The 26,886-nt window shown below is 44.1% G+C and carries 18 protein-coding genes; 6 read left to right on the plus strand and 12 right to left on the minus strand.

Annotation, left to right across the window (positions count from 1 at the left end; translation table 11 throughout):
- Positions 1-171 precede the first annotated feature (171 nt).
- The 12 genes from VL121_RS16520 to VL121_RS16575 form a co-directional block, all read right to left on the minus strand.
- Entirely contained in the window at positions 172-942 is a 771-nt protein-coding gene (locus VL121_RS16520) for a 3-ketoacyl-ACP reductase (RefSeq protein WP_325407364.1), read from the minus strand.
- Positions 943-955: 13 nt separating this feature from the next.
- On the minus strand, positions 956-2,101 hold the full coding sequence (locus VL121_RS16525) for a Gfo/Idh/MocA family protein (RefSeq protein WP_325407366.1): 1,146 nt from the start codon (positions 2,099-2,101) through the stop codon (positions 956-958).
- 185 nt (positions 2,102-2,286) lie between these two features.
- Positions 2,287-3,120, minus strand: a complete 834-nt coding sequence (locus VL121_RS16530) for a sugar phosphate isomerase/epimerase family protein (RefSeq protein ID WP_325407368.1) — start codon at positions 3,118-3,120, stop codon at positions 2,287-2,289.
- On the minus strand, positions 3,117-4,484 hold the full coding sequence (locus tag VL121_RS16535) for a glycosyl hydrolase (RefSeq protein ID WP_325407370.1): 1,368 nt from the start codon (positions 4,482-4,484) through the stop codon (positions 3,117-3,119). Before VL121_RS16535 ends, VL121_RS16530 begins: the two co-directional genes overlap by 4 nt.
- Before the next feature lie 445 nt (positions 4,485-4,929).
- Positions 4,930-5,787, minus strand: coding sequence for a lysylphosphatidylglycerol synthase transmembrane domain-containing protein (locus tag VL121_RS16540; protein WP_325407372.1), 858 nt, complete (start codon positions 5,785-5,787; stop codon positions 4,930-4,932).
- Positions 5,756-6,715, minus strand: coding sequence for a glycosyltransferase family 2 protein (locus tag VL121_RS16545; protein ID WP_325407374.1), 960 nt, complete (start codon positions 6,713-6,715; stop codon positions 5,756-5,758). The genes VL121_RS16540 and VL121_RS16545 overlap by 32 nt, the downstream gene beginning before the upstream one ends.
- A 9-nt stretch (positions 6,716-6,724) precedes the next feature.
- Positions 6,725-8,398, minus strand: coding sequence for a glycosyltransferase family 39 protein (locus tag VL121_RS16550; RefSeq protein ID WP_325407376.1), 1,674 nt, complete (start codon positions 8,396-8,398; stop codon positions 6,725-6,727).
- Between the two features lie 164 nt (positions 8,399-8,562).
- Positions 8,563-10,707, minus strand: coding sequence for a chitobiase/beta-hexosaminidase C-terminal domain-containing protein (locus VL121_RS16555; RefSeq protein WP_325407378.1), 2,145 nt, complete (start codon positions 10,705-10,707; stop codon positions 8,563-8,565).
- A gap of 161 nt (positions 10,708-10,868) precedes the next feature.
- Entirely contained in the window at positions 10,869-11,894 is a 1,026-nt protein-coding gene (locus tag VL121_RS16560) for a twin-arginine translocation signal domain-containing protein (RefSeq protein ID WP_325407380.1), read from the minus strand.
- A 41-nt stretch (positions 11,895-11,935) separates the two neighbouring features.
- Complete coding sequence (locus VL121_RS16565; protein WP_325407545.1) at positions 11,936-13,390, minus strand: DUF1501 domain-containing protein; 1,455 nt, start codon at positions 13,388-13,390, stop codon at positions 11,936-11,938.
- A gap of 6 nt (positions 13,391-13,396) precedes the next feature.
- Positions 13,397-15,718 carry a PSD1 and planctomycete cytochrome C domain-containing protein gene (locus tag VL121_RS16570; RefSeq protein WP_325407382.1) on the minus strand — a complete coding sequence of 774 codons (2,322 nt, stop codon included), beginning with the start codon at positions 15,716-15,718 and terminating at the stop codon, positions 13,397-13,399.
- Between the two features lie 214 nt (positions 15,719-15,932).
- The gene (locus VL121_RS16575) at positions 15,933-18,242 is read right to left on the minus strand and encodes a PSD1 and planctomycete cytochrome C domain-containing protein (protein WP_325407384.1); all 2,310 of its coding nucleotides are present in this window, start codon (positions 18,240-18,242) and stop codon (positions 15,933-15,935) included.
- Between the two features lie 442 nt (positions 18,243-18,684).
- Here VL121_RS16575 and VL121_RS16580 point away from each other — a divergent pair, with 442 nt between their 5' ends.
- From VL121_RS16580 to VL121_RS16605, 6 genes are all read left to right on the plus strand, one after another.
- Positions 18,685-18,912, plus strand: a complete 228-nt coding sequence (locus tag VL121_RS16580) for a hypothetical protein (RefSeq protein ID WP_325407386.1) — start codon at positions 18,685-18,687, stop codon at positions 18,910-18,912.
- 223 nt (positions 18,913-19,135) lie between these two features.
- The gene (locus VL121_RS16585) at positions 19,136-19,681 is read left to right on the plus strand and encodes a dihydrofolate reductase family protein (protein ID WP_325407388.1); all 546 of its coding nucleotides are present in this window, start codon (positions 19,136-19,138) and stop codon (positions 19,679-19,681) included.
- Between the two features lie 118 nt (positions 19,682-19,799).
- Positions 19,800-20,405 carry an RNA polymerase sigma factor gene (locus tag VL121_RS16590; RefSeq protein ID WP_325407389.1) on the plus strand — a complete coding sequence of 202 codons (606 nt, stop codon included), beginning with the start codon at positions 19,800-19,802 and terminating at the stop codon, positions 20,403-20,405.
- 78 nt (positions 20,406-20,483) lie between these two features.
- Positions 20,484-21,671, plus strand: a complete 1,188-nt coding sequence (locus VL121_RS16595) for a FecR domain-containing protein (RefSeq protein ID WP_325407390.1) — start codon at positions 20,484-20,486, stop codon at positions 21,669-21,671.
- Positions 21,672-21,796: 125 nt separating this feature from the next.
- A complete protein-coding gene (locus VL121_RS16600) occupies positions 21,797-25,216 on the plus strand; it encodes a TonB-dependent receptor (protein WP_325407392.1) in 3,420 nt (1,139 codons plus the stop codon).
- 13 nt (positions 25,217-25,229) lie between these two features.
- Positions 25,230-26,849, plus strand: a complete 1,620-nt coding sequence (locus tag VL121_RS16605; RefSeq protein ID WP_325407394.1) for a RagB/SusD family nutrient uptake outer membrane protein — start codon at positions 25,230-25,232, stop codon at positions 26,847-26,849.
- Positions 26,850-26,886 lie beyond the last annotated feature (37 nt).

Here is a 26,886-nt window from a genome sequence, read left to right on the forward strand (position 1 = left end):
ATAGAATCACAGGCACATAGGTTCACATAGATGTAGTCTTCCAATATTCTTTACATAAATAGTTTTCTTTTTATTGCGTTTCTATGTTCCTATTTTGTCTATGTGTTAGTGTATTTTTTCAACACATAGGATTATAAGGCACATAGGTTCACATATTTCTTTTATACTCATTTATAATCTCGGGATCGTTAATCCCCCGTCTACCATAATTACCTGCCCGGTTGAATACATAAAATCTCCTTTTGCAAGTGATGCCACGGCTTTGCCCACATCTTCCGGCTTGCCCCAGCGCTGTTGCAGGCACAATCCTTCATTAATCATTTTGTCGTATTTTTCTTTCACACCTGCTGTCATATCGGTGAGAATAATGCCAGGCCGCACTTCAAAAACAGGGATATTAAATTCGCCCAGCCTTACGGCAAATAACTGTGTAGCCATGCTGAGCCCCGCTTTTGAAAGACAGTATTCTCCCCGGTTTACGGAAGCTACTGTGGCCGACAGGGAAGAAATGTTGATGATGCATCCGCTGAATGCTGCGTCATTTTTCTTTTGTTCAATCATCCAGTTGGCGGCTTTTTGCATCAAAAAATAGCTGCCCTTTAAATTGGTGTTCATTACCTCATCATAACTTTCCTCCGTTGCTTCCAGTATATCATTGCGCTGCCCTGGCGCTATACCCGCGTTGTTTACCAGTATATTGAGCCTGTGATAATGATCTTTTACTTCACTGATGATCTGCTCCCTGCCGGCAGATGAAGCAATGCTCCCGCGGCAATAGATAACATCGTTACCAAAGCTTTTTAATTGCTTTATCGCATCTTCCACATCCCCTGCGGAACGGATGCCATTAATGGCCAAATCAAAACCATTTGCTGCCAGTTGTGTGGCAATGCCCAAACCAATACCTCTGCTGCCGCCTGTTACTAATGCTATCCTTTTCATTGTAATGAATAATTTAAAGTTCGGGAATAGCTACCCAGCATCTTTTGCTCCAGCTCTCCAATCCCTTTTCCGCAAGCTGCACGCCTTTCACCCCTTCCCCTAAATCCCAGGCAAAGGGTTCATCCTTTACAACATGTTTTAAAAACAGTTCCCACTGCGCTTTAAAGGCATTATCGTAAACCTCATGCTCAGGCACTTTCGACCAACCCTCAAAAAAATTAATAGACTGTGCTATGTCCGGGTTCCATACCGGTTTGGGTGTGTTGCCATAATGCTGAATATAACATTCGCGTAAACCTGCTACAGCAGAACCTTTGGTGCCATCCACCTGCAGCGTCAGCAGGTCATCACGTCTAACCCTAACCGCCCACGAAGAGTTAAATTGCGCAATAATGCCGTTTTCCAGTTCAAATGTAGCATAGGCCGCATCGTCTGCTGTACATTTATATAGTTTACCTTGCTCATCAATCCTTTCGGGAATATGCGTGGCGCCGAGGCAGGATACCGCTTTCACTTTTCCAAACACATTGTCGAGCACATAACGCCAGTGGCATAGCATATCAACAATAATACCGCCGTCATCGTCTTTCCTGTAATTCCATGAGGGTCTTTGTGCAGGAATACTATCACCTTCAAATACCCAGTAACCGAACTCGCCGCGTACAGAAAGTATTTTACCAAAGAAGCCTTGCTGAATCAGGCGCTTAAGTTTTATAATACCGGGTAGCCAGAGCTTATCCTGCACTACACCATTTTTTACACCGGTATGTTTACACAACGCATATAATTCCATTGCTTCTTTTGTGTTCACCGCTATGGGTTTTTCGCAGTAAATATGTTTGCCTTTTTTTACTGCTTTGCGTACCGCGTCTGCACGGCGGCCGGTAGTTTGCGCATCAAAGTAAATGATATTGTTTGTATCCTCCAGCACCTCGTCTAAGTTGGTACTCATTTTACTGATGCCGGATAATGCACACAGGTTTTGTAATTTGTTTTCATCGCGGCCAACCAGCACAGGATCGGGCATAATGACCTCATCGGGGCCAATTTTTACGCCGCCTTGTTTTATGATTTCGGCAATGGAGCGCAGCAAATGCTGGTTAGTGCCCATGCGCCCGGTAACGCCGTTCATAATAATACCTATGTTATGCGCTTTCATATTGTAATTTGTTATCGGTTTGTTCAGCTATGAGCTGTCAGCAGTCAGCTTTCAGCTATGAGCAAAATACAACTAATGATGGACCTGATACTCCTTTCCTTTCACCTTTTACATCTCCCGTTTCCCCTCGTGAAACGATAAACTTTCACCTTTCACGTCTCACTTTTGACTATTCACTACTCACCTTAAGCATTTTCCACGTACGCTTTAATGATCTTCTTTAAAAATTCCGCCTGGTCTTCTTTCCAGAAAGTATTGGAAAAAATTTCCACTTCATTGAACCCGTTAAAACCTGCGGCTTCCACCCATTCCCTGATCTGTTTCACCGGAATGCAGCCTTCTCCCATCAAGCCCCTGTCGAACAATAAATCTGTTGTTGGTGTTTTCCAGTCGCAGATATGAAAAGCCAGGAGGTGTTCATTCTGTCCGCATCGTTTTATTTCCTGCTCAAGGTGCGGATCCCACCACAGGTGATATACATCAACCGCCACACCCACCCAGGGAGAATGCAACGCTTCCGCCATATCATTTGCCTGCGCCAAAGTGTTAATAGCAGAACGGGTGTTAGCATACATAGGATGAAGCGGCTCAATGGCCAGTTTTACACCGGCGGCTGATGCATCGGGAATTACAGCAGCAATGCCATCGTGGATCTGTTTCCTGGATTCTTCTAAAGATTGGGATGGATCGGCTCCGCAAACCAGCACGATCATAGCTGTTCCCAGTTCAGCGGCTTCGGCTATCGCTTTCCTGTTGTCATCAATCGCCAGCTTTCTTTTGCCTGCATCTTTATCAGCAAAAAATCCTCCGCGGCAAAGTGATACGGTTGTTAAATCATGCTCACGCAGCAGGTTGCCGGTTTGTTTTATATTTCTCCCTTCCAGCGCATCACGCCAAACGGTAATACCCTTAACACCCGCAGCCGAATAATGCTTTGCTGCTTGCTCTATGTTCCAGGGTTTGGTAGTAATAGTGTGGATGCACAAGCGGGAAAGGCCGGTATGTTCCTGTATACTCATTGAATATTAAAAAAAGTATAGTACGTTTCGTTATTGATTACTCTTTGCAAATAAAGTGCGGCCTCGCGGGCATGATAATCGCCCCACATGCTCGATTCTCCGTATGGAATTTTACTGCCTTGGGGTATATGATCCCACCCGTTGGGCCGGTGATAAATGGAATGCAGGATCAATCCCTGGTGATTTTTGTTAGTGCTGAGATAGGGTTCATCAAGCAGGGTATGCAGCACCGTGAGTCCTGCCTGCCAGTAGCGGTTGCCGTTTACTGTATCGTCTTTGCTTTGCAGGTATTTCCCTAAGCGCAGCAATCCCTGGGCGGCAATGGCAGCAGCCGAACTATCCACAGGCTCAAAGTTATTAAAGGGGTCGGCAGGTTTGTTCAAATAATCGCCTAAGTTGTTCAACCCCGGTGCGCCGGTATCCCAATACGGAATGCCATTGGCGGGGGTATGGTTAATGTAAAAATCGCAGGTAGCCTGCGCACCTTTGAGCAGCAGCGTAATAAGGCTTTTCTTTTCGGAAAGTTCTTTTTCGTTTAATGTATCAAACCATTCCAGTTCTTCCGCAAACCCGCACATGGCCCAGGCCAGTCCTCTTGTCCAGGTACTGAAACCGGTATAACCTTGCTGGGAACCGGAACAGCGGAAGTTCCCATCCTTTACGTTAAAAACGCTTTCATGTGCCGTGCGGCCCCAAACATCATATATATCGCGGTCTTCATTATAGAATATGGAATATTTGGCTGTGGCTGCAAGATGCTGAATGGCACGATCCTGCAGGCTGATTTTGATATCTCCTTCCGCCTGCAGAAAATGACCGAGACAGTGACTGATCACCAGTACCCGGACAGAACGGATAGTGTCTACAAAAAGAGAATGGGGTCCGTTGAAGGAATGAATAAATCCCCCGTTCTTAATGATCGTCCAGCGCCCCGCCTGAACCGCCCCGGAAATTTTAAGGGCCAGGGTATAGAAATTCTTTTCCCATTCATTGTAAGGTATGCTGCCTTCATGCATGAGGCGCAGTAAATTGCCGTAGGTGCTTACATTATTAAACCCGTGGTCGTGTACGCCGGTATGACTGATATGGGGAGACATTACCGTTACCGTTTTATTTCGCGCCAGTTCCAGTGCCTGCTTTTCCCCGGTAGCATCATATTGTAATATAGCCGAGCCGTATTGGAAGCCCTGGGTCCATTCCGTCCATCCCCTGGTTGTGTAGCTGCCATTAACAGTGAAGACCGGGGAACCTTTGGATGCGTTGTAATTCTTTTCAATAAGGGCGATCTTCTCTCCCGAAATCTCCCAGAATTTTTTTAGCTTACCGCTTAGTTCCGATGCCTGGACACCTGTTTGTATTTTCATGATGGGTAATCGCTGGTATTTTATTTTTCTTATTCTTAAGAGCAGCAGTTGCTGCAGGACTCATTGTTTTTTGTAATTTATTTATCTTGAAAAGGTATAATTTTTATACCGGAAATACAAAATGGGTTGGAATGCCCAATAAATGATAAAACCCGAAGACTTAAACTTCAAAATTCGATGGAATACAAAGCATCAGGAACTAAATAAAATACAGATCATTCGTTCCTCACCACTGACACATTGCCTGTCGTTAGCAGCTACTCAACTGACGGCTGACACCTGAAAGCTTTTTTAGCATTCTCCGCTTCTTTGCATGAAATAAATCCGGGGCGGAATGCAACCGTAAACCACAAACGATAAGCCCGGATTGAAACGATATTCCCTGCAACAGGCCTGTAACTTGCACCCGCAACCTGAAACTTGTACCCTGCAACCAGTATCCATCTCAACTTTTCTTTGAATAAAATACAACGGATATGCCCATCAGGGAGAGGATGGCTGAAATGAAATAAAAGCAAAGGCTTACGGAAACCGACATATCATTGTTGAGCTGAAGTATGGGAGCTGCCCAAACGATGACAATTTCGCGGGCGCCCAAACCGCCAATGCTGAAAGGGAAAAGCGTAGCCAGTGAGGATAGCAGGAATATTATAAAATAAGCGGTGTACGATTCCTGGCAACCCAGGGCTTTTAAAATAAACGCAACGGTAACCAACTGGCAGCTTTGCACCAGCAGGGCTAAAAGATGCGTTTTGAAGAACCTTATGCTGTGCGGCTTAAAAAAATAACGGATCACAAAGTAGTATAGTACAGTGCCTGCCACAAAAGCGCCGGCTACCAGCCATGTATAATCGCCGAAGAGCGGTACCACTAATGAAAGCAATACCATCAGAAAGCTGAGCGCCCATAACCCGCTGAGCCGGTCAAAAAAAACAGCGCCAAAAATTTGTTTACGCGGCTTATTATATTGCCTGTTCAGGGTAAGTATTTTATATCCGTCGCCGCCAATGCCGCCGGGTAAAAAAATATTGTAAAACATGCCCTGTATATACAAAATGATATTGTTTTTAGCGGGTATGGGGAGTTGAATATTCCTGAAAAAATTCAATAACCGGAAGGAAGAAATCAATTGGGAAACCGCGAAAAACAACAGGGCAGGAACAAACAGCCATACAGCCGCATTGTTCCATATACGGGACAATGCATGCAAATCAATTTTTGTATAAACCACCCATAGGGTAATACCGGTAACCGCTATTTTTAAAAAAAGCTTACCGGTATTCCACATCTTTTTTTTGTCCATGTACAATGCGCCTGATCTGGTACGTTTTTTTATTTCCCGATTCAAAATAGATGCGGATACTGATCTCTGCCAGGAAACCAATGGTTATTAACTGTATTCCGCCCAGTAGAAAAATTAATCCTAAAATCAATAAGGGCTTGCCCCATATATCGTGTCCCGATAATTTTAAAATCAGCAAATAAATATTCGTTATGATTCCAATGAAAAGCATGACGAAACCAATACCACCAAAAAGGTGCATAGGTTTTTGAATATATTTTCTGAAAAAAACCATCGTAATTAAATCCGACATCACTTTAAATGTGCGTCCCAGCCCGTATTTTGATTTTCCGAACCGGCGGTGATGATGTTTTACATCTACCTGCACAATGCTGGCGCCCTGCAACTTGGCCAGTACAGGTATAAAGCGGTGCATTTCGCCATATAAGCCCAGGTCGTCTGCTATTTCTTTTTTAAATATTTTTAATGTGCAGCCATAATCTTTAATATGCACCCCGGTTAATTTCCTGATCAGGTAGTTGGCAATGCGGCTGGGCAACTTGCGCAACAGCAATCCGTCCTGCCGGTTTTTGCGATTGCCTGCCACCACATCCCAGTCTTCGGTTTTGAGTGTATGGAGCATGTGCGGAATATCGCTGCTGTCGTTTTGCATATCGCCGTCTAATAATGCCACGTACCTGCCTGTGGCATGTTCTATTCCCGCAGTCATGGCGGTACTTTGCCCGTAATTTTTTCTTAGCTCAATTAATGTGGTTCTTTCATCGGCTATGGTTTTGATTGCTTTTTGCGTGCCATCTGTAGAGCCGTCATCCACAAAAATTACTTCATAATCAATACCTGATAAGTCAACCCGGAGTTTTTCTACCAGGTGGTTAACATTTTCTACTTCATTTAAAACCGTTATTATTATGGAGAGTTCAGGTATCATAACTGTATTTTAATGTAAAACCTTTAGCAGGTATAAGGTATCCAACTGGTTTTGCCTGGTAGCCGGGTTTAAAAATGATGCATTCAAACGGCTGATGCGAAAATGCTTACCCTCATATACTTCGGCAGGGGAAATGGCAGCCAGCTTTAATGAATCCATACCTTTTGTATCAGTAAGCAGCCAGAATGCATCACCTTGTTTGTTTTTAATATCATCTAAAAAGAGGGTAGGAGAGAGGTGGTTGTTTTTGAAATCAAATGCAAAATTATAGGTATTGTAAAAGTAAGTCTTTGAAAGATCAATTTGTTTTTCTTTTGCAATAGCGGCCAGGTTTAAACCTCCTTCATACCGCAGCAATTGCGGGTAGAAGAAAGAAAAAAGTATAAAGTTCACCAGGGCAATTCCGGTAACGCTAACCGTGGCCATTTTCAGCAGCGGCTTTTTGTTGCTCAACGCCCACCAGCCTATATACAAAATGGCTGCCAGGGCCGGTAAGCCTATAAGAACAATATTGGCGGAGAAACTCCATACACATAAAATAACTACGAGGATAACGATAAGGAGGGCAATGATGGTTTGAAGCCAGGTAATAACGCGTAAAGACCTGGTGCGGGATTGCGCATCCAGCTTTACCAGTTTAGCCGCAGTTAATATGGCCAGGAAGGGAAAAAGAATATTCAGATAATGCGGAAGCTGAAACTGTGAACCGGAGATTACTATAAAAACAAATACAACGGTTCCAATAGTAAACGCTTCGGTATGGTGTAGAAATGCCAGCCTGGTTCTCAACAGATCTTTTAACCGGCTGCCTGCGGCATAATAAGCCAGGAGCGACCAGGGCAGGAAGGCCCATAACAGCGTATGAAAATAAAAGAAATAATCTTTTTTACCGCCTCCCCAATTCTTTCCATCCAGCCGTTCAATGTTTTGTCCCCATAAAATAAATTTTACACCCGAAATATGGGTCATTCCCCTGATCTCTTTTTCGGGATGCAGATCAAACTGCAGGTAATAGCAATACAGCACCGGGAGCATGAAAACAAGCGTAAACAAGGCTGTGGCTATCCATTTGATGTGAAATATGCCGGTAAAATTGCGTTTATACAGCAGGTAAAAAAACAAGGCGGCGCAGGGAATAATAATACCGGCCATGCCTTTGGTGGAGAAACCCAGCGCCATAAATAAGGCAGCGGCAACTATATTGTACCATTTCCCTCCTGTTGCAGCTTCCAGCAATTGCCAGGCTGCCAGGATGATGCAGGCCGTGAGTATGGCATCCATGCGCACATCCATGCAGGCAAGAATAAAGGCCTGGGCAGAAGCCAGTATTAACGCGGCCAGCCTTCCTGCTTCCGCATTGTACAGGCGTTTACCTGTTTTATAGGTTGCCCAAACAGCGGCAATGCTAAACAGTAAAGAAGGCAGTTTATAAGCAAAAGGGGTTACACCGAATAAGTGATAGCAGGCAGCAGCAAGCCAGAACAGTACATGTGGTTTATCTAAATAATCTTTTCCACGATCAATCAGATCTACATAGTTATTATTTTGGTACATGTGAAGGGCAATATTGGCATGGTGCGATGCATCGCCGTTCATCAGGGGAACAAATAATCCTACAACATAGCAAATGCTTAGTATAAAGCATAAAAACAGGTATTGCTTTTTATCCTGGAAAGAAAACATGATTGTAAAATATAAGGTTTACCTCCCCATATAATGTCTGAAAACGGGGGCAATTGTTCAATAGCCCGCAAAATTACCTTATTCGTGAAATAAGCAAAACATAATTGGGGCTTTCAGCATAAAGCATAACGGCCGGGGCGTTACTTATATAATTTGAGGTATTTTTAATTTACCACAATTTCGCTTAAAAATATCCAGCCGGGCTTTCCTTTGCTATTATGCCACAACGGGAGCGAAGCAACAGGATGAAGTATGATCTTCAGGCAATGCACTTCTGCTGCTGTTAAAGGAATATTTTCCTGGAGTGATTTTGCAGGTTCGTTTTTTTCGGGTATGCCGGGGGCGAGTTTACCCAGTAATTGCATATGCCCTTCATCCATTCCGCCCCACACTTCTATTTTTGAGGGAGGAAAAATATGTCCGCCTGTATTTTGCAGCATCTGCAGCAGTATATTCCGGGGAGCAACCTTTTTATTAAAGAATAAATAGTATGCTGCTTCATTTTTTTGATAACCCAGCCATTCTCCGTTAGAGAAATTGGCATAATCGCCCAATACGCCATCTGTAAGCAAACCGGGTGTTTCCGCATTGTATTTTGGATCGGGTTTAGTGATGAAGGATATGGAATCGGGTGCAAATCCCTGCTTAATAAAAGCGGCCTGTACCGGTGTACTTCCATACCACCCTTTTTTGTAGGCATTGGCAATCAGCGTAACCGATTCGTTAATTGCAATAGGTTCGGTATATAACAGGCCGCTCGCGCTGTCGGGCTGCGTTCCGTCTAAAGTATACCGTATATCCACTCCTTTAAAGGGATGGCGGATTTCGATGGTTGTTGCTTTATTAAAAATACCCTGCGGCGTTTTTATAACAGGAGGACTCAACGCTACAATTATGTCTCCTTTATCTACAAAGCCCGTTTCAATAGATATGTTTGAAAACTTAGCCTTAAGCGGCTGAAGCTGTACGCTGTCTATTTTAGTGTCCCATACAAACAGTGATTTCAGTTCCGGGAGCGGTAATATTTTTTCTAATGCCGGGGCCGTAACAGCGGTACCCGACAGCGTTAGTTCACGCAGTTTGGTTAAAGTACTTAATTGTTCAACCCCCTTAGCTGTAACATCTGTGTAATTAAGGTTCAGCTTTTCCAGGTTAGTGAGCTGCCGGATCACTTTCATGTCTTCATCCTTCACCGGCAGGCGGGAAAGGTTCAGTTCAACGATTTGTTGTTTTAAGGGCAGGAGTTCTTCTAATGCTTTTGAAGAAAATATATTACGGCCATACAAATTAACCGAAAGTGCGGGTGAGTTTTTTCCCAGGGGTACTACCACACGGTAGTTATTATTTAAAGCCAGTACTTTCTTTTCATCCGCCGCTTTAAAATCATATACAGGCTGCGTAGGCGCAGCAGGCTGTAAATAACCGGTGGCCAGTATACGGAAGGTATCCTGTTCGGGGAGGCTGAATAATTTATCTTCCGTTACTGCGCCTCCTTTGATCCAGGCGTATAACAGCGCAGATTCCGTTTCTGTTAACTGGGGCTTGGCTGCGGGGGGCATATGTTTCTTATCATCAGCCGGTAAGTGCAGGCGCCGGATCAGCAGGCTGGTGTCTGGCTGACCGGGGATGAACAATGCTCCCGATTTACCACCTGCCAGAACGCCCTGCAGGTTTTCAAGCAGCAGTTCACCCTTGAGTTTTGATGTACTATGACAGCTTGTACATTTGCTTTCCAGGATGGGTTGTATTACATCTGCAAACACAACGGCTTTATCGGGAGGCGTCAAATCTCTTTGCTGCTTTTGAATGGGCGCCAGTACATAATCTTCTCCATGCGTTAAGTTAGCGCCCCAATGTCCTGTTATTATAATGGCAAATGTGGCGGTAATGGTAAACAGTTTCGTAAATACCATGTGCTTCACCAAAAAGTGGTGATATGAATAAAAAAGAAAACCCAGTATGGCAATGGTAACGCCGCCCCATTTGTGCAGGAGCAGTACATTTCCTTCACCGGCATCTTCCAGCGATAATAACATGCCTAAGATAGCGGTAATGACTGCCGATAACGCGGCCACAAACCGTAATAAAACAAGCCACTCATTTTCTGCCTCCTTATTTCCGGGAATCCACATGGTAAAAAAGGAGATCAGCAGCAAAACGATGGGAAAGTGAAGTAACATAGGATGCAATCTGCCTGCTACGGCAAGCCATGAGGGGATATGCAGGAAACTTTCAAATACTACTAAAAAAAGAAGAAAGACCATGCTGCCGAATAATACCCCACCACCAATTCTTTTAACTGTTTGCATGTATGTTGCTATAATTTTAAAATTGTTGTATATATCAACCTGCTTCGCTTGTTTAAATCAACAAAACACCATTAGTGTTGCGTGAAACAAATGAGAAACGTGAGAAGTGAGAAATAGTGGATAGCGAGCGGTGAAATTCACTATTCACTTCCACACCCTCACTATACCCTGCTAAACTTGTATGGATATACTTTGTTTGACGCCCATTGCGATACATAAATACTTCCTTCCTCATCAACACATACATCATGCGGATGAACGAGTATTTTCTCCGCCTGCGACATGGGTTGTAGTTTGCCCTCTTTATATACCGGTGCTGTTCCGCCGATATTGGAAACCACTTTATTGTTTTTATCTAATATGGTTACAAAGCCGGTTCCGGGGGCGTTTAAGTCGGGTGAGCGTAATACCGCGGCATACAGGTGATCGCCGTGTATAACCGGCCGGCAAACACAGGCTCCGGGTAATTCAATTACTTCAATCAGCTTTCCGTCTAATGAAAATCTTTTAAAGCAGTTGCGGGTGCGGTCGGTGATCAGTAAAGTAGGCGTTCCCTGCCTGCTGTCAACCGTTATACCATGTGCGTTATCGAGGTTGGCGGTAGTATCTCCCTTGCCTCCGAAGAAATGCTTCAGTTTTCCTTTCTCATCATAATGCATTATATACTGCGCGCCATAACCATCGGCAATATAAAAATCTCCGTTATCAAGCACTGTTGTTTCTGTAGGAACAAATGCCGCTTTGTTTTTATACACGCCGGTTTCTTCGGGGTAGTCTATAGTAAATAGCAGCTTGCCATCCAATGTGGTTTTATATACCTGGTGCTTACTGGTGTCGGTAATAAACAGGTACTCTTCTCCTCCCGCGCGATGGAGCGTTAGTCCGTGTGCGCCGGGAAATTCATGCCCCCAGCTGCCTTTAAGTTTGCCCGACTTATTGTAGATAAGAATATTGTTTTTTGTTTCATTTGTAAGCAAAACAATACGCCCTTTTTTATCCTGTATCATTTCATGGCAATCATTTACAGGATGTTTTTCCGGGTTTAAAGCGCCCCATTTTATATTCATGCGGTAGCGCATATCATTGTGGCCATACACGGGATCATTTTTCCCGGCAAACATATCATTGGTAATAGCCATGGCGCCTGCTGCAAAGCCGGCGTTTTTTAAGAATTTTCTTCTGTTCATAAAAGCGTAAAAATAAATTGAGTATAATGATAGAATAGTTATTATGAAATGATGTCTCTGACTACCGTGCCTGATACATCCGTTAACCTGTATCTTCTTCCCTGGAAGCGGTAGGTGAGCCTTTCATGATCAAAACCCAGCTGGTTTAAGATAGTAGCATGAAAATCGTTGATGTGTACGGGGTTTTTAACAATGTTATATCCAAACTCATCCGTTTCCCCATATACCATTCCGGGCTTAATGCCGCCTCCCGCCATCCATATGCTAAAGCAACGGGGATGGTGATCTCTGCCATAATTATCTTCACTCATAGCGCCCTGGCAATAATTAGTTCTGCCAAATTCGCCACCCCATATTACTAATGTTTCATCTAATAATCCTCTTTGTTTGAGATCGGTGATCAAAGCGGCTGATGACTGATCCACATCTTTGGCCTGTCCTCTCATTTCATTAGGGAGGTTGCCATGCTGATCCCATCCCTGGTGATATAATTGTATGAAGCGAACGCCATTTTCCGATAGCTTGCGTGCCAGCAGGCAATTAGCGGCGTAGGTACCAGGTACAAGGCATTCCGATCCGTAAAGTTTTACAATATCATCCGGTTCTTTAGACACATCCATAATTTCCGGAACGGCGGTTTGCATGCGGTAGGCCATTTCGTACTGCTGGATTTTAGTAGCGATTTCGGGGTCGCCAAAATTTTTGAGCTGTATTTCATTGAGCGCCGCAACCTTGTCTAACATTTTACGACGGGCTTCCCGGTCCATGCCATCGGGGTCCTGTAAATATAAAATAGGGTTTTCACCGCTGCTGAACTGTACGCCCTGGTGAATGGAATCTAAAAATCCGTTCGACCATAATTTTGAATATACACCCTGCCCGTTTCCTTTACCGCGGGATAGCAGTACGCAAAACGCGGGAAGGTTTTTGTTTTCCGTTCCCAATCCATAGCTCACCCACGAACCCATGCTGGGGCGGTTGCCCTGCTGCGCGCCGGTTTGAAAAAAGGTTAAGGCCGGATCGTGGTTGATGGCTTCCGTATGTAATGATCTTACGATACAAAGATCATCTACCACCTTAGCCATATGCGGGAATATTTCGCTTACCCACGCACCTGATTGCCCGTGCTGGTTAAATTTATAGTAAGAGCCTACCAGCGGAAATGATTTCTGGCCGGAAGTCATACCTGTCAGGCGTTGTCCCTGGCGTATAGATTCAGGGAGGTCCTGCCCCATCATTTTATTGAGTGTAGGCTTATAATCAAAAGTTTCTAACTGAGAAGGTGCGCCATTCTGGAACAGGTAGATCACCCTTTTAGCTTTAGGCGCAAAATGCGGAATACCAGGTATAAAGCCTGCCTCTTCTTCAGCGGTCCCGTCAAAAAGCCCGGGAATGAGGAGGGAACCGAGGGCAGCGCTGCCCAGCCCGATGCTCATGCGCGATAAAAACTTACGTCGGTTAATATTTAACCCGTGTTGTAATAATTCTTTGTCCATCACACTTTAGGTTTTTGTAATTGCTTCATCCATATTATATATCACCTGCACCAGCCGTGCAAGGGCAGCTACTTCGGGAGCAGGGGTACTCTTCATTTTGTATTCTCCCACTTTGGTAACTTTTTCTATAGTGGCCGGGTTCGCTTTAAAGTAAGCCTGCTGCTCATTGAAATAGGCCAGTAAAATATCCTGCTCCTGTTTATCGGGATGCCGGTTAATGATGCGTAAAAAAGCATCGGAAACGGCTGCTTCAGGTTTCTCTTTCTTTTGCGCTAAATGATCTGCCAGTGCAACCGATGCTTCTAATATCGTGGGGTCATTCATCATAATCAGTGCCTGCAAAGGCGTATTGGTCCTTGATCTTTTTACTTCACACTGATCGCGGTTGCTGGCATCAAAGATCATCATGGCAGGCGGCGGAACCGTTCTTTTAATAAAGGTATACAGGCCTCTCCTGTATAGTTTGTCGCCATGATCCTGCTTGTAAGTAGCCAGCAAACCCCTGCCGGATGTTGCCAGTTCCCACAGCCCCGGTGGCTGGTAGGGTTTAACGCTGGGTCCGCCTATAATGGGCTGTAACAAGCCGCTGCTTGCCAGTGCCATATCGCGGATCATTTCTGCATTCATACGAATACGCGGCGCATAAGATAAATAAATATTCTGGGGATCCGCTTTTAGTTTTTCAGGTGATATGGTGGAAGACTGACGGTAAGTAGCCGACAGGTAGATTTGCTTCACCAATCTTTTGATATTCCACCCGTTCTCCCTAAAATCTACTGCCAGCCAGTCTAATAATTTAGGATTAACAGGTAACTCGCCCTGCATGCCAAAGTCGTTGGATGATTTTACAATTCCTCTTCCAAAAATTTCCTGCCATATCCTGTTTACGAAAACCCTGGCGGTAAGTGGGTTTTTTGCATTAAAAAGCCATTCAGATAATCCCAAACGATTTTTTGGAAGACCGGAAGGGAAGTCCATGATGGATTTGGGCGTACCGGGTTGCACTTCTTCGGCATGCTGATCATATACGCCGCGGGAGAGAATGTAGGTTTTTCTTGCCGTGTCCATATCCTTCATTACCGATACCTGCAGTCCTGCCGTATCGGAACTGGTAATAAAGTTCAGTACGCCTTTGAGATCTTCCTGTGTAATGTCTATCCGTGGGTTTTTGGCAAAAGTTTGATGTCCGCCAACAGTAGATTCCAGCCCTACTTCTTTAATGCTGTTAAAGAAAGCGGAGAGCTGGAAAAAATCTTTTTGTGAAATGGGGTCATATTTATGATCATGACATTTGGCGCATTCAATGGTCATGCCCAGTATGGCCGTACCCAGTGTATTGGTTCTGTCTACTACGTATTCCACGCGGTATTCCTCATCAATTACACCGCCTTCTTCGGTGATCTTATGATTGCGGTTAAAACCCGTGGCCAGTATCTGCTCCTTTGTAGCATCAGGAATTAAATCGCCCGCTAATTGCCAGGTAACAAATTTATCGTAAGGCAAGTTTTCATTAAACGCGTGAATAACCCAATCTCTCCATGGCCATTGCGATCTGTAGTTATCATCCTGGTAACCATGCGAGTCGGCATAGCGGGCCACATCTAACCAGGGAATGGCCATACGTTCTCCGTATGCCGGTTGCTGTAACAGCGCATCAATCATTTTTTCATACGCGCTGGGGTCTTTACTGTTTACGAAACTATCTACCATACCCGGTGTTGGAGGCAAACCTGTAATGTCTAATGCAATTCGCCGGAGCAGCCTTTCTTTATCGGCTTCCTCATTGGGTTCAAGACCATGTTCCTCCATCTTGCTTAACACAAAATGATCAATTTCATTTTTGGGCCAGGTTTTATTTTTAATTGCGGGGAGTGGCGATTTTTGCGGAGGCACAAAAGCCCAGTGCGGCTCATATTTAGCACCTTCTTCAATCCATTTTTTGATAATGCGAACTTCCGCTTCGGTAAGTGTGGGTAAATTGCTTGAAGCAGGAGGCATCAGGATGCTGGTATCTGTAGTAGAAACACGGAGATAAACTTCAGACAGGTTAGGTTTGCCGGGTACAATGGCATGGGCCTGGGGATTATCTTTCAGAGCTTTGTAGGCTTCTTCTTTGATATCTAATCTTAAGCCGGCTTCTCTTTTATTGGCATCGGGTCCATGACAGGCATAGCACTTATCTGAAAGAATAGGGCGTACCTGGAAATTATAGCTGATGGTTTCCCCACCCGCACCATCGTTTGTTTTTTCGCCTCCGAAATACATGAACGCAAACAGCACTATTGCACTAACCAAACAAAAAAGTGCAACGATATAAAACTTCTTCATATTGCAAGTTTAACAACCGGTTGATGAGTTGCTTAAAGAACTTCCCTTATTATGGTAGTATTCTTTATTTATTAATGTTTAAGGATGAAATATTCTATAACAGACGGTACTTTACAATGAAGCCTAAAGTTAAAGAAATCTTTGGAGTATCGTTAAGATATTTCAGGTAGCATATGCTTATCTGAACGCATTGAAATAATCCATTATCTGTTGCCTATGTTTTTGTAATAGCTTCTTCCATATTATATATAACCTGTACCAGCCGTGTTAATGCGGCTACTTCAGGGCCGGACTTCTGTTTCATTTTATATTCTCCCGCTTTGGTAACTTTTTCTATAATGGCAGGATTGGCTTTAAAGTAAGTTTCCTGTTCTTTATAATACTGCATTAAAATATCCAGTTCCTGCTTACCGGGTTGCCGGTTTATGATGCGTTTAAAAGCGTAGGTAACTGCCGCGTTTGAAGCCTTTTTCTTTGCGGTCAGTTCATCTGCAAGCGCTACAGATGCTTCCAGTACAGTGGGGTCATTCATCATAATCAAAGCCTGTAAAGGTGTATTGGTTCTGGCTCTTTTTACTTCGCACTGATCGCGGTTGCTGGCGTCAAAGATCAGCATGGCAGGTGGGGGCACGGTTCGTTTTATAAAAGTATACATTCCCCTGCGGTAGAGTTGTTCGCCATGATCCTGTTTATATACTGTTAGTGTACCTCTGCCCGCCGTAGCCAGTTCCCAGAGGCCCGGTGGCTGGTAAGGCTTAACGCTTGGCCCGCCTATTATGGGTTGTAATAATCCACTGCTGGCCAGCACCAGGTCGCGGATCATTTCGGCATTCATACGGATACGCGGCGCATACGATAAATAAATATTTTGCGGGTCGGCTTTTAATTTTTCAGGTGTTATTGCCGATGACTGGCGGTAGGTAGCCGACATATAGATTTGCTTCACTAACCTTTTTATATTCCACCCATTTTCACGGAAGTCTACAGCCAGCCAGTCCAACAATTGGGGGTTGGTGGGTAATTCGCCCTGCATGCCAAAGTCGTTGGACGATTTTACGATACCTCTTCCAAAAATTTCCTGCCATATCCTGTTTACAAAAACCCTTGCGGTAAGCGGGTTTTTTGCATCAAAAAGCCATTGGGATAAACCCAGCCGGTTTTTAGGAAGGTTGGCCGGGAAAGCCATGATAGATTCGGGTGTGCCATGCTGCACTTCTTCCGCATGCTGATCATATGCGCCTCTTGAAAGCACATATGTTTTCCGAACCGTATCCATATCCTTCATTACAGACACCTGTAATCCTGCCGTATCTCTAAAAGTGGTAATAAAGCTCAGCACGCCTTTCATATCTTCCGGGGTAATATCCATCCGTGGATTTTTGGCGGGAGCTATAGCGTCCAGTCCAACTTCTTTAATACTATTAAAGAAAGCGGAGAGCTGGAAAAAATTCTTTTGTGAAATGGGATCGTATTTGTGGTCATGGCATTTGGCGCATTCAATGGTCATCCCTAAAATAGCTGTTCCAAGGGTATTGGTTCTGTCTACTACATATTCCACGCGGTATTCTTCATCAATTACGCCACCTTCATCGGTAATTTTATGGTTGCGGTTAAATCCTGTTGCCAGTATCTGTTCTTTTGTAGCTTCAGGCATTAAATCGCCCGCCAGTTGCCATGTTACAAACGCGTCATAGGGTAAGTTTTTATTAAAGGCATAAATCACCCAATCTCTCCATGGCCATTGCGATCTGTAAAAATCATCCGTGTAGCCGCCCGAATCTGCAAAACGCGCCACATCTAACCAGGGAATAGCCATACGCTCCCCGTAAGCCGGTTGCTGCAGCAGGCTGTCAATCATTATTTCGTAGGCCCGGGGATCTGTGCTTTTTACAAAACCGTCTATTTGAGCAGGTGTTGGCGGAAGCCCTGTAATATCTAATGCTATACGCCGGAGCAGTCTTTCCTTATCCGCTTCTTCGTTTGGCGCAAGCCCGTGTTCTTCCATCTTACGCGCTACAAAATGGTCAATTTCATTTTTGGGCCATGCTGTATTTTTTATTTCAGGAAGCGCTGGTTTTTGCGGAGTCACAAAAGCCCAGTGAGGCTCATATGTAGCGCCTTCTTCGATCCATTTTTTTATAACAGCTACTTCGGCTGCTGTAAGCGTGGGTAAATGGCTGGATGCCGGTGGCATAATTACGGCGGTATCTGTAGCGGATACCCGTATAAAAAGTTCAGATAAATGGGGTTTGCCCGGAACAATGGCATGTGCTTTGGGGTTATCTTTTAAACTTTTGTAAGCCTCTTCCCTGATATCTAATCTTAACCCCGCTTCCCGTTTATTGGCATCGGGGCCATGACAGGCGTAGCATTTGTCGGAAAGGATAGGACGCACCTGGAAATTATAGCTGATGGCGTTTTCATTATTAGTACTGCCGGATTTTTTGCCGGACTGGTACATAAAAGTGAACAGCGCTATTCCGCTGACCAAACAAAATAGTACAACTATATAAAATCTTTTCATAATGCAATTTTAACAATCGTTTGTAAGTTGTTTTAAGGATTACCCCATTACAGGATTCCTTTAATGATCATTGTGATCATTGTTTAGGATGAGTTATTGTGTACTTTATTGTGTTTTACAAAGCGCGCCTAAAGCTAAAGAAATCTTTGCAGTATCCTTACGCGCTTCATGCAACACTCTTCGGTTAAAGGTTGTCAGAAAAAATGCAGTATGATTTTTAAAATATGAAAAAATCAACTTAAAGTCCTGATTTATCTGAATGATAGTTTGCGGGAGGAATGGAACAGTAATTGTTGAAAAAAAGTAAGTCCTCCTTTTACACTGCCATAGGGTTGTCAGTAGCCCGTTTTAAGTTTGCATGCATGCAAGGCAGTTGCGCATGCAGGCTGCCAGTAAATACAGTCCAGGAGCATATTTTATCTGATTTAAAAACTACTAAAAAATGGAACAGTTGGTAGAGGTATTCAAAACGAATGTTGAACTGGAAACACAGGCGGCTAAATTGCTGGAGGCGCTTGTTGACTATTTTCCGGCGTATAAGATCAATTTCGATCTGGATGATTGTGATAACATTTTACGCGTGGAAAGCCCCAATGGAATAATAGACAACAGCCGTATAATGGAAGCCATTGGCGACTTTGGATATACGATTGAGGAGTTGCCGGATTAAGCGATAGGATTTGAGATTTGAGATTGCATTCCGCTTCGGATCGTTTCACGCCGGGTGCGCAAAGAAGCGGAGAACGCAAAGAAAGCTTTCAGATTCTGTGTCAGCCGTCAGTTGAGTAGCTGCTAACGATAGGCTGAATACTCCTTCTTTTACTTCTCTCTTTTCACCTTTCACCACGCTCTTGATTGGATCTCGCTTCAAATTTGAATTTTATTTACCGCTTATGTTATACAGAAAAGTAATTTTATACATCGCAATGAGTTTGGATGGGTACATTGCAAAAGATGAAGATAATCTTGATTTTCTTTCGGTGGTGGAAGTTCCCGGGGAAGATTATGGTTATGCTGCTTTTCAGCAAACAGTTGATACGCTGATCTGGGGCAGAAAAACATATGATAAGGTCTTGTCTTTCGGTATTGATTTCCCGCACAAAAACAAAAAATGTTATGTGTTGTCCAGTTCTAAAACCGGTCATGATGAAAATGTAGAATATTACAACGGGGATATTAAGAATTTGATAGAGCAAATAAGGCAGAAAGACGGGAAGAATATTTATTGCGATGGGGGAGGGGAGCTGGTGTATGAACTGCTGAGGCATTCGCTGATTGACCAGATGATTATTTCTGTAATACCGCATTTAGTGGGTAATGGTGTAAGGCTGTTCAAAGACAAACTACCAGAGCAGGCGTTGAAATTAACCCAAAGTGTAACATTTCCATCAGGGCTGGTGCAGCTTGGGTATGAGAAAAACAGCAAGGGAGCAGTGTAGTTTTTGGGTGGAGCGTAAAACCGGGATACGCGTGCATTTTACAAATAGAAATTTATTCTTAATCATTAATCAATTATTATTGTTTGATTATTTTTGATTCTAAAACCCAGGGGAAAGAATGTATAACCCATCACTATATGATGAGAAAGTTGTTCTTTTGGCGGTGGCGAAAGGCGATGAGGAAGCTTTTACAAAAATTTATCACCATTATCGCAACAAAATCTTTACTGTTGCCTTTAAACTTATAGAATCGGAACAGGCCGCAGAAGAAATCGTTCAGGATGTATTTCTGAAAGTATGGCTTAAACGCAGTTATCTGAAGGAGGTAGAGCGGTTTGACTCCTGGCTTTTTATCATTGCACGCAATATGGTGTATTCTTTTCTCAGAAGTGGCGCCAATAATGTGAAAACGCTAACGCCGGAAAATGTTGATCCGGGATTTGGGGATTTATCCCAGGCAAATGCAAACCGGCTGGATGAAAAGGAGTTACGGCAGGTATTGGAACAGGCCGTCTGCAGACTAACTCCCCAGCAAAGACTGATATACCTGCTCAGCAAAGAAGAAGGATTAAAGCAAAAGGATATCTCAGAAAAAATGCAGATCGCCCCTGAAACCGTGAAGAAGCACCTGCAGTATGCGATGCGAAGCATCCGGGCCTATATTCTTTCCAGGACGGATATCAGCCTTACTATCTTTATTTTATGGGAGTTTTATAATATTTAAAATTCTCTTACCCCCTCCATCATTTTTGCGCGTCTTTAAGTACAGTGCCTTTTGCACTTAAGGACTAATTCGATCGTTATGGCTGTATCAGCACTGGCATATCTATTCAAGAAAAAACTGGCAAAAACAGCATCTGCTGAGGAAAAAGCTGCCCTGAAGCAATTGCTTCAGGATTCGCGGAATGAACCGGAGTTTAAAAGGTTACTGGATGAGGCATTTCGGGAAACAGGAGAAGAGCTTAAGATGAATGAAGTGGCTGCTGACCAGGTATTGGAAATAATTTTCAATGCTGAAAATAAGACCGATGGTAGCGGAAAGGTTGTGCGGATGGCTTCCCGGAAACGCAGAAACATCGTTGCGGCTGCAATAGCATGCATGCTCATCGTGAGCAGTCTTTGGATTATGCGGGAAATCAGGCAAGGCCGGAATACGGAACTGGTGCAAAATACAATACAGCATGATCTTGCTCCACCCGCATCACCAAAGGCGGTGCTTACCCTTTCTTCAGGAGCTAAAATCTTCCTGGATAGTGCCGGTTTGGGATCAATCGCAAAAGAAGGAAATGTAAACGTGGTGAAAATGCCCGATGGCCAGATCGTGTATAAAGGGCAGGGAAAAGAAATCAGCTACCATACCATCAGCCTCCCAAGAGGTAGCAGACCGATGCAGCTTACCCTTTCTGATGGCAGCCATATCTGGCTTAACGCAGCATCTTCCATAACCTATCCTGCAGCATTTCCCGGAGGGAAAAGAAATGTAACCATACAGGGAGAAGTTTATTTTGAAGTTGCTAAAAACCCTTCAGCCCCTTTCACGGTGCAAACCGGTCAAACAACCGTGGAGGTACTCGGTACTCACTTTAATGTTAATAGCTATGAAGATGAGTCGGGTGTAAGCATAACCTTGCTGGAAGGAAGTGTAAAGGTAGAAAAAACAGGTGCCGGTAAGGTATCACGTATCCTCACACCCGGTCAGCAGGCAATTGTTACCCAATCCATAGCGGTGATGGATAAGGTAGATACAGAAGCTGTAATGGCCTGGAAAAACGGTTATTTTTCTTTAAAAGGAGCAGACCTTACCTCCATTATGCGACAGGTTTCGAGGTGGTATGATGTGGAAGTAAGCTATGAGGGGGAAATAACCGATAAAAGATTTGTAGGTGTAATAAGCAGGGACGTTAGCTTGTCTGATCTGCTTAAATCGCTGCATGAATTTGGTATCAGCGGACAACTGGATAATCAAAAGCTGACCATACGGAGTAAATGATTTTCAGGTTGCTGAAAGAAAACAGGGAAGTGTTTGCATCACTCCCCTGCGCTTGATTCGGTTAACCTTCTAAATACAGGTCGTGGACGACTGCTTTATTTATTAACCAAAACCATAACAAAGTTATGTTAAATGCTCTTTGTTCCTGCACCCATATTTACTGGGGCGCCGGATTTACCAAAACACTGCGAATTATGAGAATTACGGTGCTGCTATTATTTGTCGCCTGTATGCAGGTGAGTGCCACGGGATTTACGCAAAGCATTACACTTTCTCTGAAAAACGTCTCACTGGAAAAAGTATTCAATGAGATCAAAAATCAAACAGGCTATTCCTTCCTGATTGATCAAAAAGACATCCGGAAAACCAATGCCGTTGATATAGAGATCAAAGATGCTTCGTTGCCTGAAGTATTAGACGCCTGTTTAAAAAACCAGCATTTGAACTATAAGATAATAGGTAAACTTATCGTTATCACCCCCTTGCGGGTTGGTCCGGAACCTCCGCCGGTAATGGAGCCGCCGGTTGAAGTAAACGGCAGGGTAACGAATGAAAAAAATGAACCGCTTGAAGGAGCGAGTATCATTGTTAAAGGCACAGGCACAGGAGCCAATACCGATGATAAAGGCATGTTCATGCTGAAAAATATTGACGGGGATGCCGTATTGGTGATCAGTATGGTGGATTACCAGTCGCAGGAAATAGCGCTTAATAACAGAACTACCATCAATATCAGTTTGAAACCTTCACTGAAAGGGCTGGATGAAGTGGTTGTAGTTGGATATGGTACACAAAAAAAGGTGAATCTCACCGGAGCAGTTGAAACAATAGATGTGGAAGGGATAGGCACAAGGCCGTTAAGTAACGCCAGTATTGCCCTGCAGGGTAAGGTGGCTGGTGCATTTATATCTCAGAATTCCGGTCAGCCTGGTCATGATAATGCGAGCATACTCATTAGAGGTGTGGGAACATTTAATAATACTTCTCCGCTCGTTATGATAGACGGAATGGAAGGCAGCTTAAGTGATGTTAATCCAAAGGATATAGCTTCCGTCTCAATTCTTAAAGATGCTTCTTCTTCCGCCATTTACGGCAACAGGGCAGCCAACGGGGTAATCCTGATCACTACCAAACGTGGCCGCCAGGATAGAATGAACGTAGAGTACACTGGCTATTATGGCGTTCAGAAAGTAACCTCCATGCCCGAAGTACTGAAGGGGCTGGATTATCTTGACCTGAGTGCAAAAGCCTATTACAATATCAATGGGAGAAACCCTTCCTGGTATACAGACGAATACATGGATAATTTCCGCAACAATGTAGATCCGGTTGTATATCCTTTGGATTTTGATTGGGGAGATTTCCTGCTCCGTCCCGCACGTATGCATGATCATTATGTATCGGTATCCGGCGGATCAAAAGCCTTTCAGTATTCCGCATCCGTTGGTTACCTGGATCAGGATGGGGTAGCGATCGGTAACAATAGTAAGAAGCTGACCTTCCGGTCAAATTTATCTTCGCATTTTCTCAACGACAAACTGCATATTAATATCCTGGCATCCGGTCATGAGCAATCTGTCAACGACCTGGTTGACGGGATGACCTCGGCCTTTTATTTTGCCTATGTTGCTCCTCCCACGGTAAGAATGGTGATACCCGGTGTTGGTTACAGCAATTATGCGTATGGCTATGGTGCTAAGGAAGCCGGTGGTATCAATACCATTAAAGCCGGGCCGCTTAATCTGAGGGGTGTCATCACACTGAATCCTTTCAAAGGACTTGAGCTGAATGCTTCTTACGGCATCTATAAAAATTTTTATGAGCAGAAAATATTCCGGCCTTCCGTACAATTGCAATCACTGAACCCGGATGGAACCGTGGTGTTGCCTACACCAAGTGTCTCTAATTTATCTTACGTGCGTTCAGAATCTCTCACCACCATATTCAACGCCTATGCTACGTATGCATTCAGCCTGCAGGGTGTGCATAATTTTTCTGCTATGGCCGGAATGGAAGCCAGGGAATATGATAACCAGGGCTATGAAATGTCAAGGGCCAATTTATCGGTCAATATTCCACAGTTCGGATTCGGCGACCCTGTTACGCAAAAAAACAACAGTGACGCTTCCGGGTTATCCTGGCTTTCACAGTTCGGAAGGTTTAATTACAATTATAAAGGAAAATATCTTTTTGAAACAAACCTCCGCAATGACGGCAGTTCAAGGTTCCAGGATAAATGGGGGCTTTTCCCCTCCGTTTCCGCAGGATGGCGGTTGTCTGAAGAAACCTTTCTCCGGGATCGTGTGAACTGGTTGTCTGATCTGAAGATCCGCGCTTCCTGGGGCAGGCTCGGTAATGAAAGTATCGGTCAGTCCTATGCTGCTTCCGATGAACTCAGCCTTAACCTCCTGTATAATTTCAATAATACACTCTACCCCGCAGGCGCTGTTACCAAGCTCGCTAACAGGAGTACTTCCTGGGAAACCGCTGAAATGACAAACCTCGGTATAGACTTCAGCCTCTTTGATAAAAAGCTGGGGGGTAGTGTTGACTATTTTATAAAGAAAACCTACGATATCCTGATGCAGATTCCCGTGTCCAGTACGCTGGGGCTTACCACTATTCCTTACCAGAATGCCGGTAAAATGAAAAACCATGGGATAGAGATGTCATTAAAATATAATGACCGGATTGGAAAAGTTGGCATTGGGGTAAATGTAATGGGTTCACGTGTTACCAACCGGGTTACAGATCTGGCCGGCAGAAGTCCCATCATTAATGGTAGCCTGGTATGGAAAGAAGGAAGTTCCTATAATTCATTGTATGCGTATGAAACAGAAGGCATCTACCAGTCGCAGGACGAGATCAACAAACACCTGATCCTTACTGATAAAGATGGCAATTCAACCAATCCCTATGTAGGACTGGTTCCTGCACCGGGAGATATAAGATTCAAAGATCAGATTACGGTGGATCGCGACCACGATGGTATTGCGGAGTCAAGAGACGGTGTGATTAACGAAGATGATAAAGTAATCATCGGCAGATCCTATCCTGACTGGACCTTTTCGTCCACCATTTCAGGCGACTGGAAGGGAATTGATCTGACAATATTTTTCCAGGGTGTATATGGGGTTAACTCACTGAACCAGGGATTTGTTACTTCACCCTTCCACGGGGGGGCTGCCAATACCGGCGCCTGGTATAAAGATTCCTGGACGGAAGAAAATCCAAGTAAAACCATACAGCGTGTGTATTCAGATCCATCCCGCTATGATATTGTCTCTGCTTACTATATGGAAGATGCCTCCTATATCCGGTTAAAGAATGTAGAAATAGGGTATACGTTGGCCGACAATATTATACGACGTACGGGGCTCAATCCCGCCAATACAAAACTGAGAATTTTTGCCAATGTGCAAAACGCTTTTACCTGGACAAAAATGCGTTTCGGTTACGATCCTGAAAAACCTTCAACGATCATTAATTCTCTTCAATACCCCCAGGTTAGAATATATTCCTGCGGAGTGAATGTTAAATTTTAAAGCGCTTCTTTTTATGAAATATACGTTTCACCTCATTATAGCTTTCCAGTTGCTGTTCGGTTTATCCTGCAGTAAAAGTTTCCTGGAAAAAAAGCCACTGGATTTTATTTCACCGGATAATTACCTCACCAATGATGCGCAGGCTAAGATATTATTGAATGGTGTGTATACCAGTCTTGACTTTATCGGAACCAGCAATGAAAATCAAAAAATGTTTCCTTTTCAACTGGAGACCACGACCGATGATGTGTATGATTCCCAGCCCTGGCACAATACTACAGAATGGGCAAGAGGCCAGGGAAACAGCAACAGTCCCTGGGCAAGGTGGAAATGGGACCTGGATTTCCAGGGTATTTCCCGGGCAAATGTTTTTCTGGCTGGCATGACAGCAGCAACGTTTGAATCGGCTGACAGGAAAAGGTATATCGCAGAAGCTAAATTTCTCCGGGCCTGGTTTTACCATGACCTGGTTGTGTATTACGGAGGGGTGCCACTGATCCTTACACCCGGCGACCTGAGCAACAGCTTTCCTACCCGTAACAGCAAGGAAGAAGTAATCGGACAGATCCTAAAAGACCTGGATGAGGCGATCCCTGATCTGCCCAGGGAATATGCTGCAGATGAAGACCGCGGAAGGATAGCCAAAGGAACAGCCATGGGATTGAAAGCGCGGGTATTGCTTTATAATGAGCAATGGGAAGCTGCTGCTGCCGCTGCCAAAGCCGTGATTGACCTGGGCGTATACAGCCTGTTTCCCGACTACCAGGGATTGTTCCTTGAGAAGAATGAAAACAGTACAGTACAGGAAATTATGCTGCAGGTATATTATACGCCTGATATCATGCCTTCTTTCATATATTATCCTATAGGTGTGTATCCTGCTTTTGCACCAACGCTCCAGTTCGTGAATGCCTACTATATGAAAAACGGGTTACCCATTGACCGGACTGGTTCAGGGTATGATCCCGAAAATCCATATATGAACAGGGATCCAAGGTTAAATGCTTCCATCTTTTATCCCGGTTCTAAATACGTAAATTATATTATAAAAACGCCGGATCCTGTCATTTCCAAGGACTCCGTAACCATCCCTTCCTGGTTACTTAATGAGAGCGGTTTCCGGGCAAAGAAACACTTTGACGGAACCCTGATGAATATCGAAAAAGAAGGCCATAACAAATGCTTTATGCGGTATGGAGAAATTTTACTTACGTATGCTGAAGCGCAGAATGAAGCCCAGGGTCCACAGGATTGTTATGATGTGATTGACCAGTTGAGAAGAAGGGTTGGAATGACGACTTTGTCGGATGCTATGCCGGGATTATCTAAAGACGATATGCGAAAGGTGATCCGCAACGAACGCAGGGTTGAACTGGCTTTTGAAGGTACGCGGTGGGCAGATATCCGTCGTTGGAAAATAGCAGAACAGGTAATGGTGGATGCAATGGGATACGATAATACAAAACTGGTGGCTTATCCCGGAGATGGATTAGGCACTTCGCCCGACTGGAAATATGAGCCGATGGTCATTGATCACCGTTCTTTTAATGCCAACAGGGATTATTTATGGCCTATACCGCAGAAAGAAATCAATGCGAACCATAACATGGTGCAGAACCCCGGGTATAATTAAGGGTGTTATTACCTGCAGCCAGCTTAAAACCATTTAC

Origin of the sequence: Agriterribacter sp. (genome assembly GCF_035497235.1) — a bacterium.
Lineage (GTDB): Bacteria > Bacteroidota > Bacteroidia > Chitinophagales > Chitinophagaceae > Agriterribacter.

What these genes read in the sequence shown, in the direction of transcription:
- VL121_RS16520 (WP_325407364.1), bottom strand. Translation starts at nt 942, where the DNA reads ATGAAAAGGATAGCATTAGTAACAGGCGGCAGCAGAGGTATTGGTTTG.
- VL121_RS16525 (WP_325407366.1), bottom strand. Translation starts at nt 2,101, where the DNA reads ATGAAAGCGCATAACATAGGTATTATTATGAACGGCGTTACCGGGCGC.
- VL121_RS16530 (WP_325407368.1), bottom strand. Translation starts at nt 3,120, where the DNA reads ATGAGTATACAGGAACATACCGGCCTTTCCCGCTTGTGCATCCACACT.
- VL121_RS16535 (WP_325407370.1), bottom strand. Translation starts at nt 4,484, where the DNA reads ATGAAAATACAAACAGGTGTCCAGGCATCGGAACTAAGCGGTAAGCTA.
- VL121_RS16540 (WP_325407372.1), bottom strand. Translation starts at nt 5,787, where the DNA reads ATGGACAAAAAAAAGATGTGGAATACCGGTAAGCTTTTTTTAAAAATA.
- VL121_RS16545 (WP_325407374.1), bottom strand. Translation starts at nt 6,715, where the DNA reads ATGATACCTGAACTCTCCATAATAATAACGGTTTTAAATGAAGTAGAA.
- VL121_RS16550 (WP_325407376.1), bottom strand. Translation starts at nt 8,398, where the DNA reads ATGTTTTCTTTCCAGGATAAAAAGCAATACCTGTTTTTATGCTTTATA.
- VL121_RS16555 (WP_325407378.1), bottom strand. Translation starts at nt 10,707, where the DNA reads ATGCAAACAGTTAAAAGAATTGGTGGTGGGGTATTATTCGGCAGCATG.
- VL121_RS16560 (WP_325407380.1), bottom strand. Translation starts at nt 11,894, where the DNA reads ATGAACAGAAGAAAATTCTTAAAAAACGCCGGCTTTGCAGCAGGCGCC.
- VL121_RS16565 (WP_325407545.1), bottom strand. Translation starts at nt 13,390, where the DNA reads ATGGACAAAGAATTATTACAACACGGGTTAAATATTAACCGACGTAAG.
- VL121_RS16570 (WP_325407382.1), bottom strand. Translation starts at nt 15,718, where the DNA reads ATGAAGAAGTTTTATATCGTTGCACTTTTTTGTTTGGTTAGTGCAATA.
- VL121_RS16575 (WP_325407384.1), bottom strand. Translation starts at nt 18,242, where the DNA reads ATGAAAAGATTTTATATAGTTGTACTATTTTGTTTGGTCAGCGGAATA.
- VL121_RS16580 (WP_325407386.1), top strand. Translation starts at nt 18,685, where the DNA reads ATGGAACAGTTGGTAGAGGTATTCAAAACGAATGTTGAACTGGAAACA.
- VL121_RS16585 (WP_325407388.1), top strand. Translation starts at nt 19,136, where the DNA reads ATGTTATACAGAAAAGTAATTTTATACATCGCAATGAGTTTGGATGGG.
- VL121_RS16590 (WP_325407389.1), top strand. Translation starts at nt 19,800, where the DNA reads ATGTATAACCCATCACTATATGATGAGAAAGTTGTTCTTTTGGCGGTG.
- VL121_RS16595 (WP_325407390.1), top strand. Translation starts at nt 20,484, where the DNA reads ATGGCTGTATCAGCACTGGCATATCTATTCAAGAAAAAACTGGCAAAA.
- VL121_RS16600 (WP_325407392.1), top strand. Translation starts at nt 21,797, where the DNA reads ATGTTAAATGCTCTTTGTTCCTGCACCCATATTTACTGGGGCGCCGGA.
- VL121_RS16605 (WP_325407394.1), top strand. Translation starts at nt 25,230, where the DNA reads ATGAAATATACGTTTCACCTCATTATAGCTTTCCAGTTGCTGTTCGGT.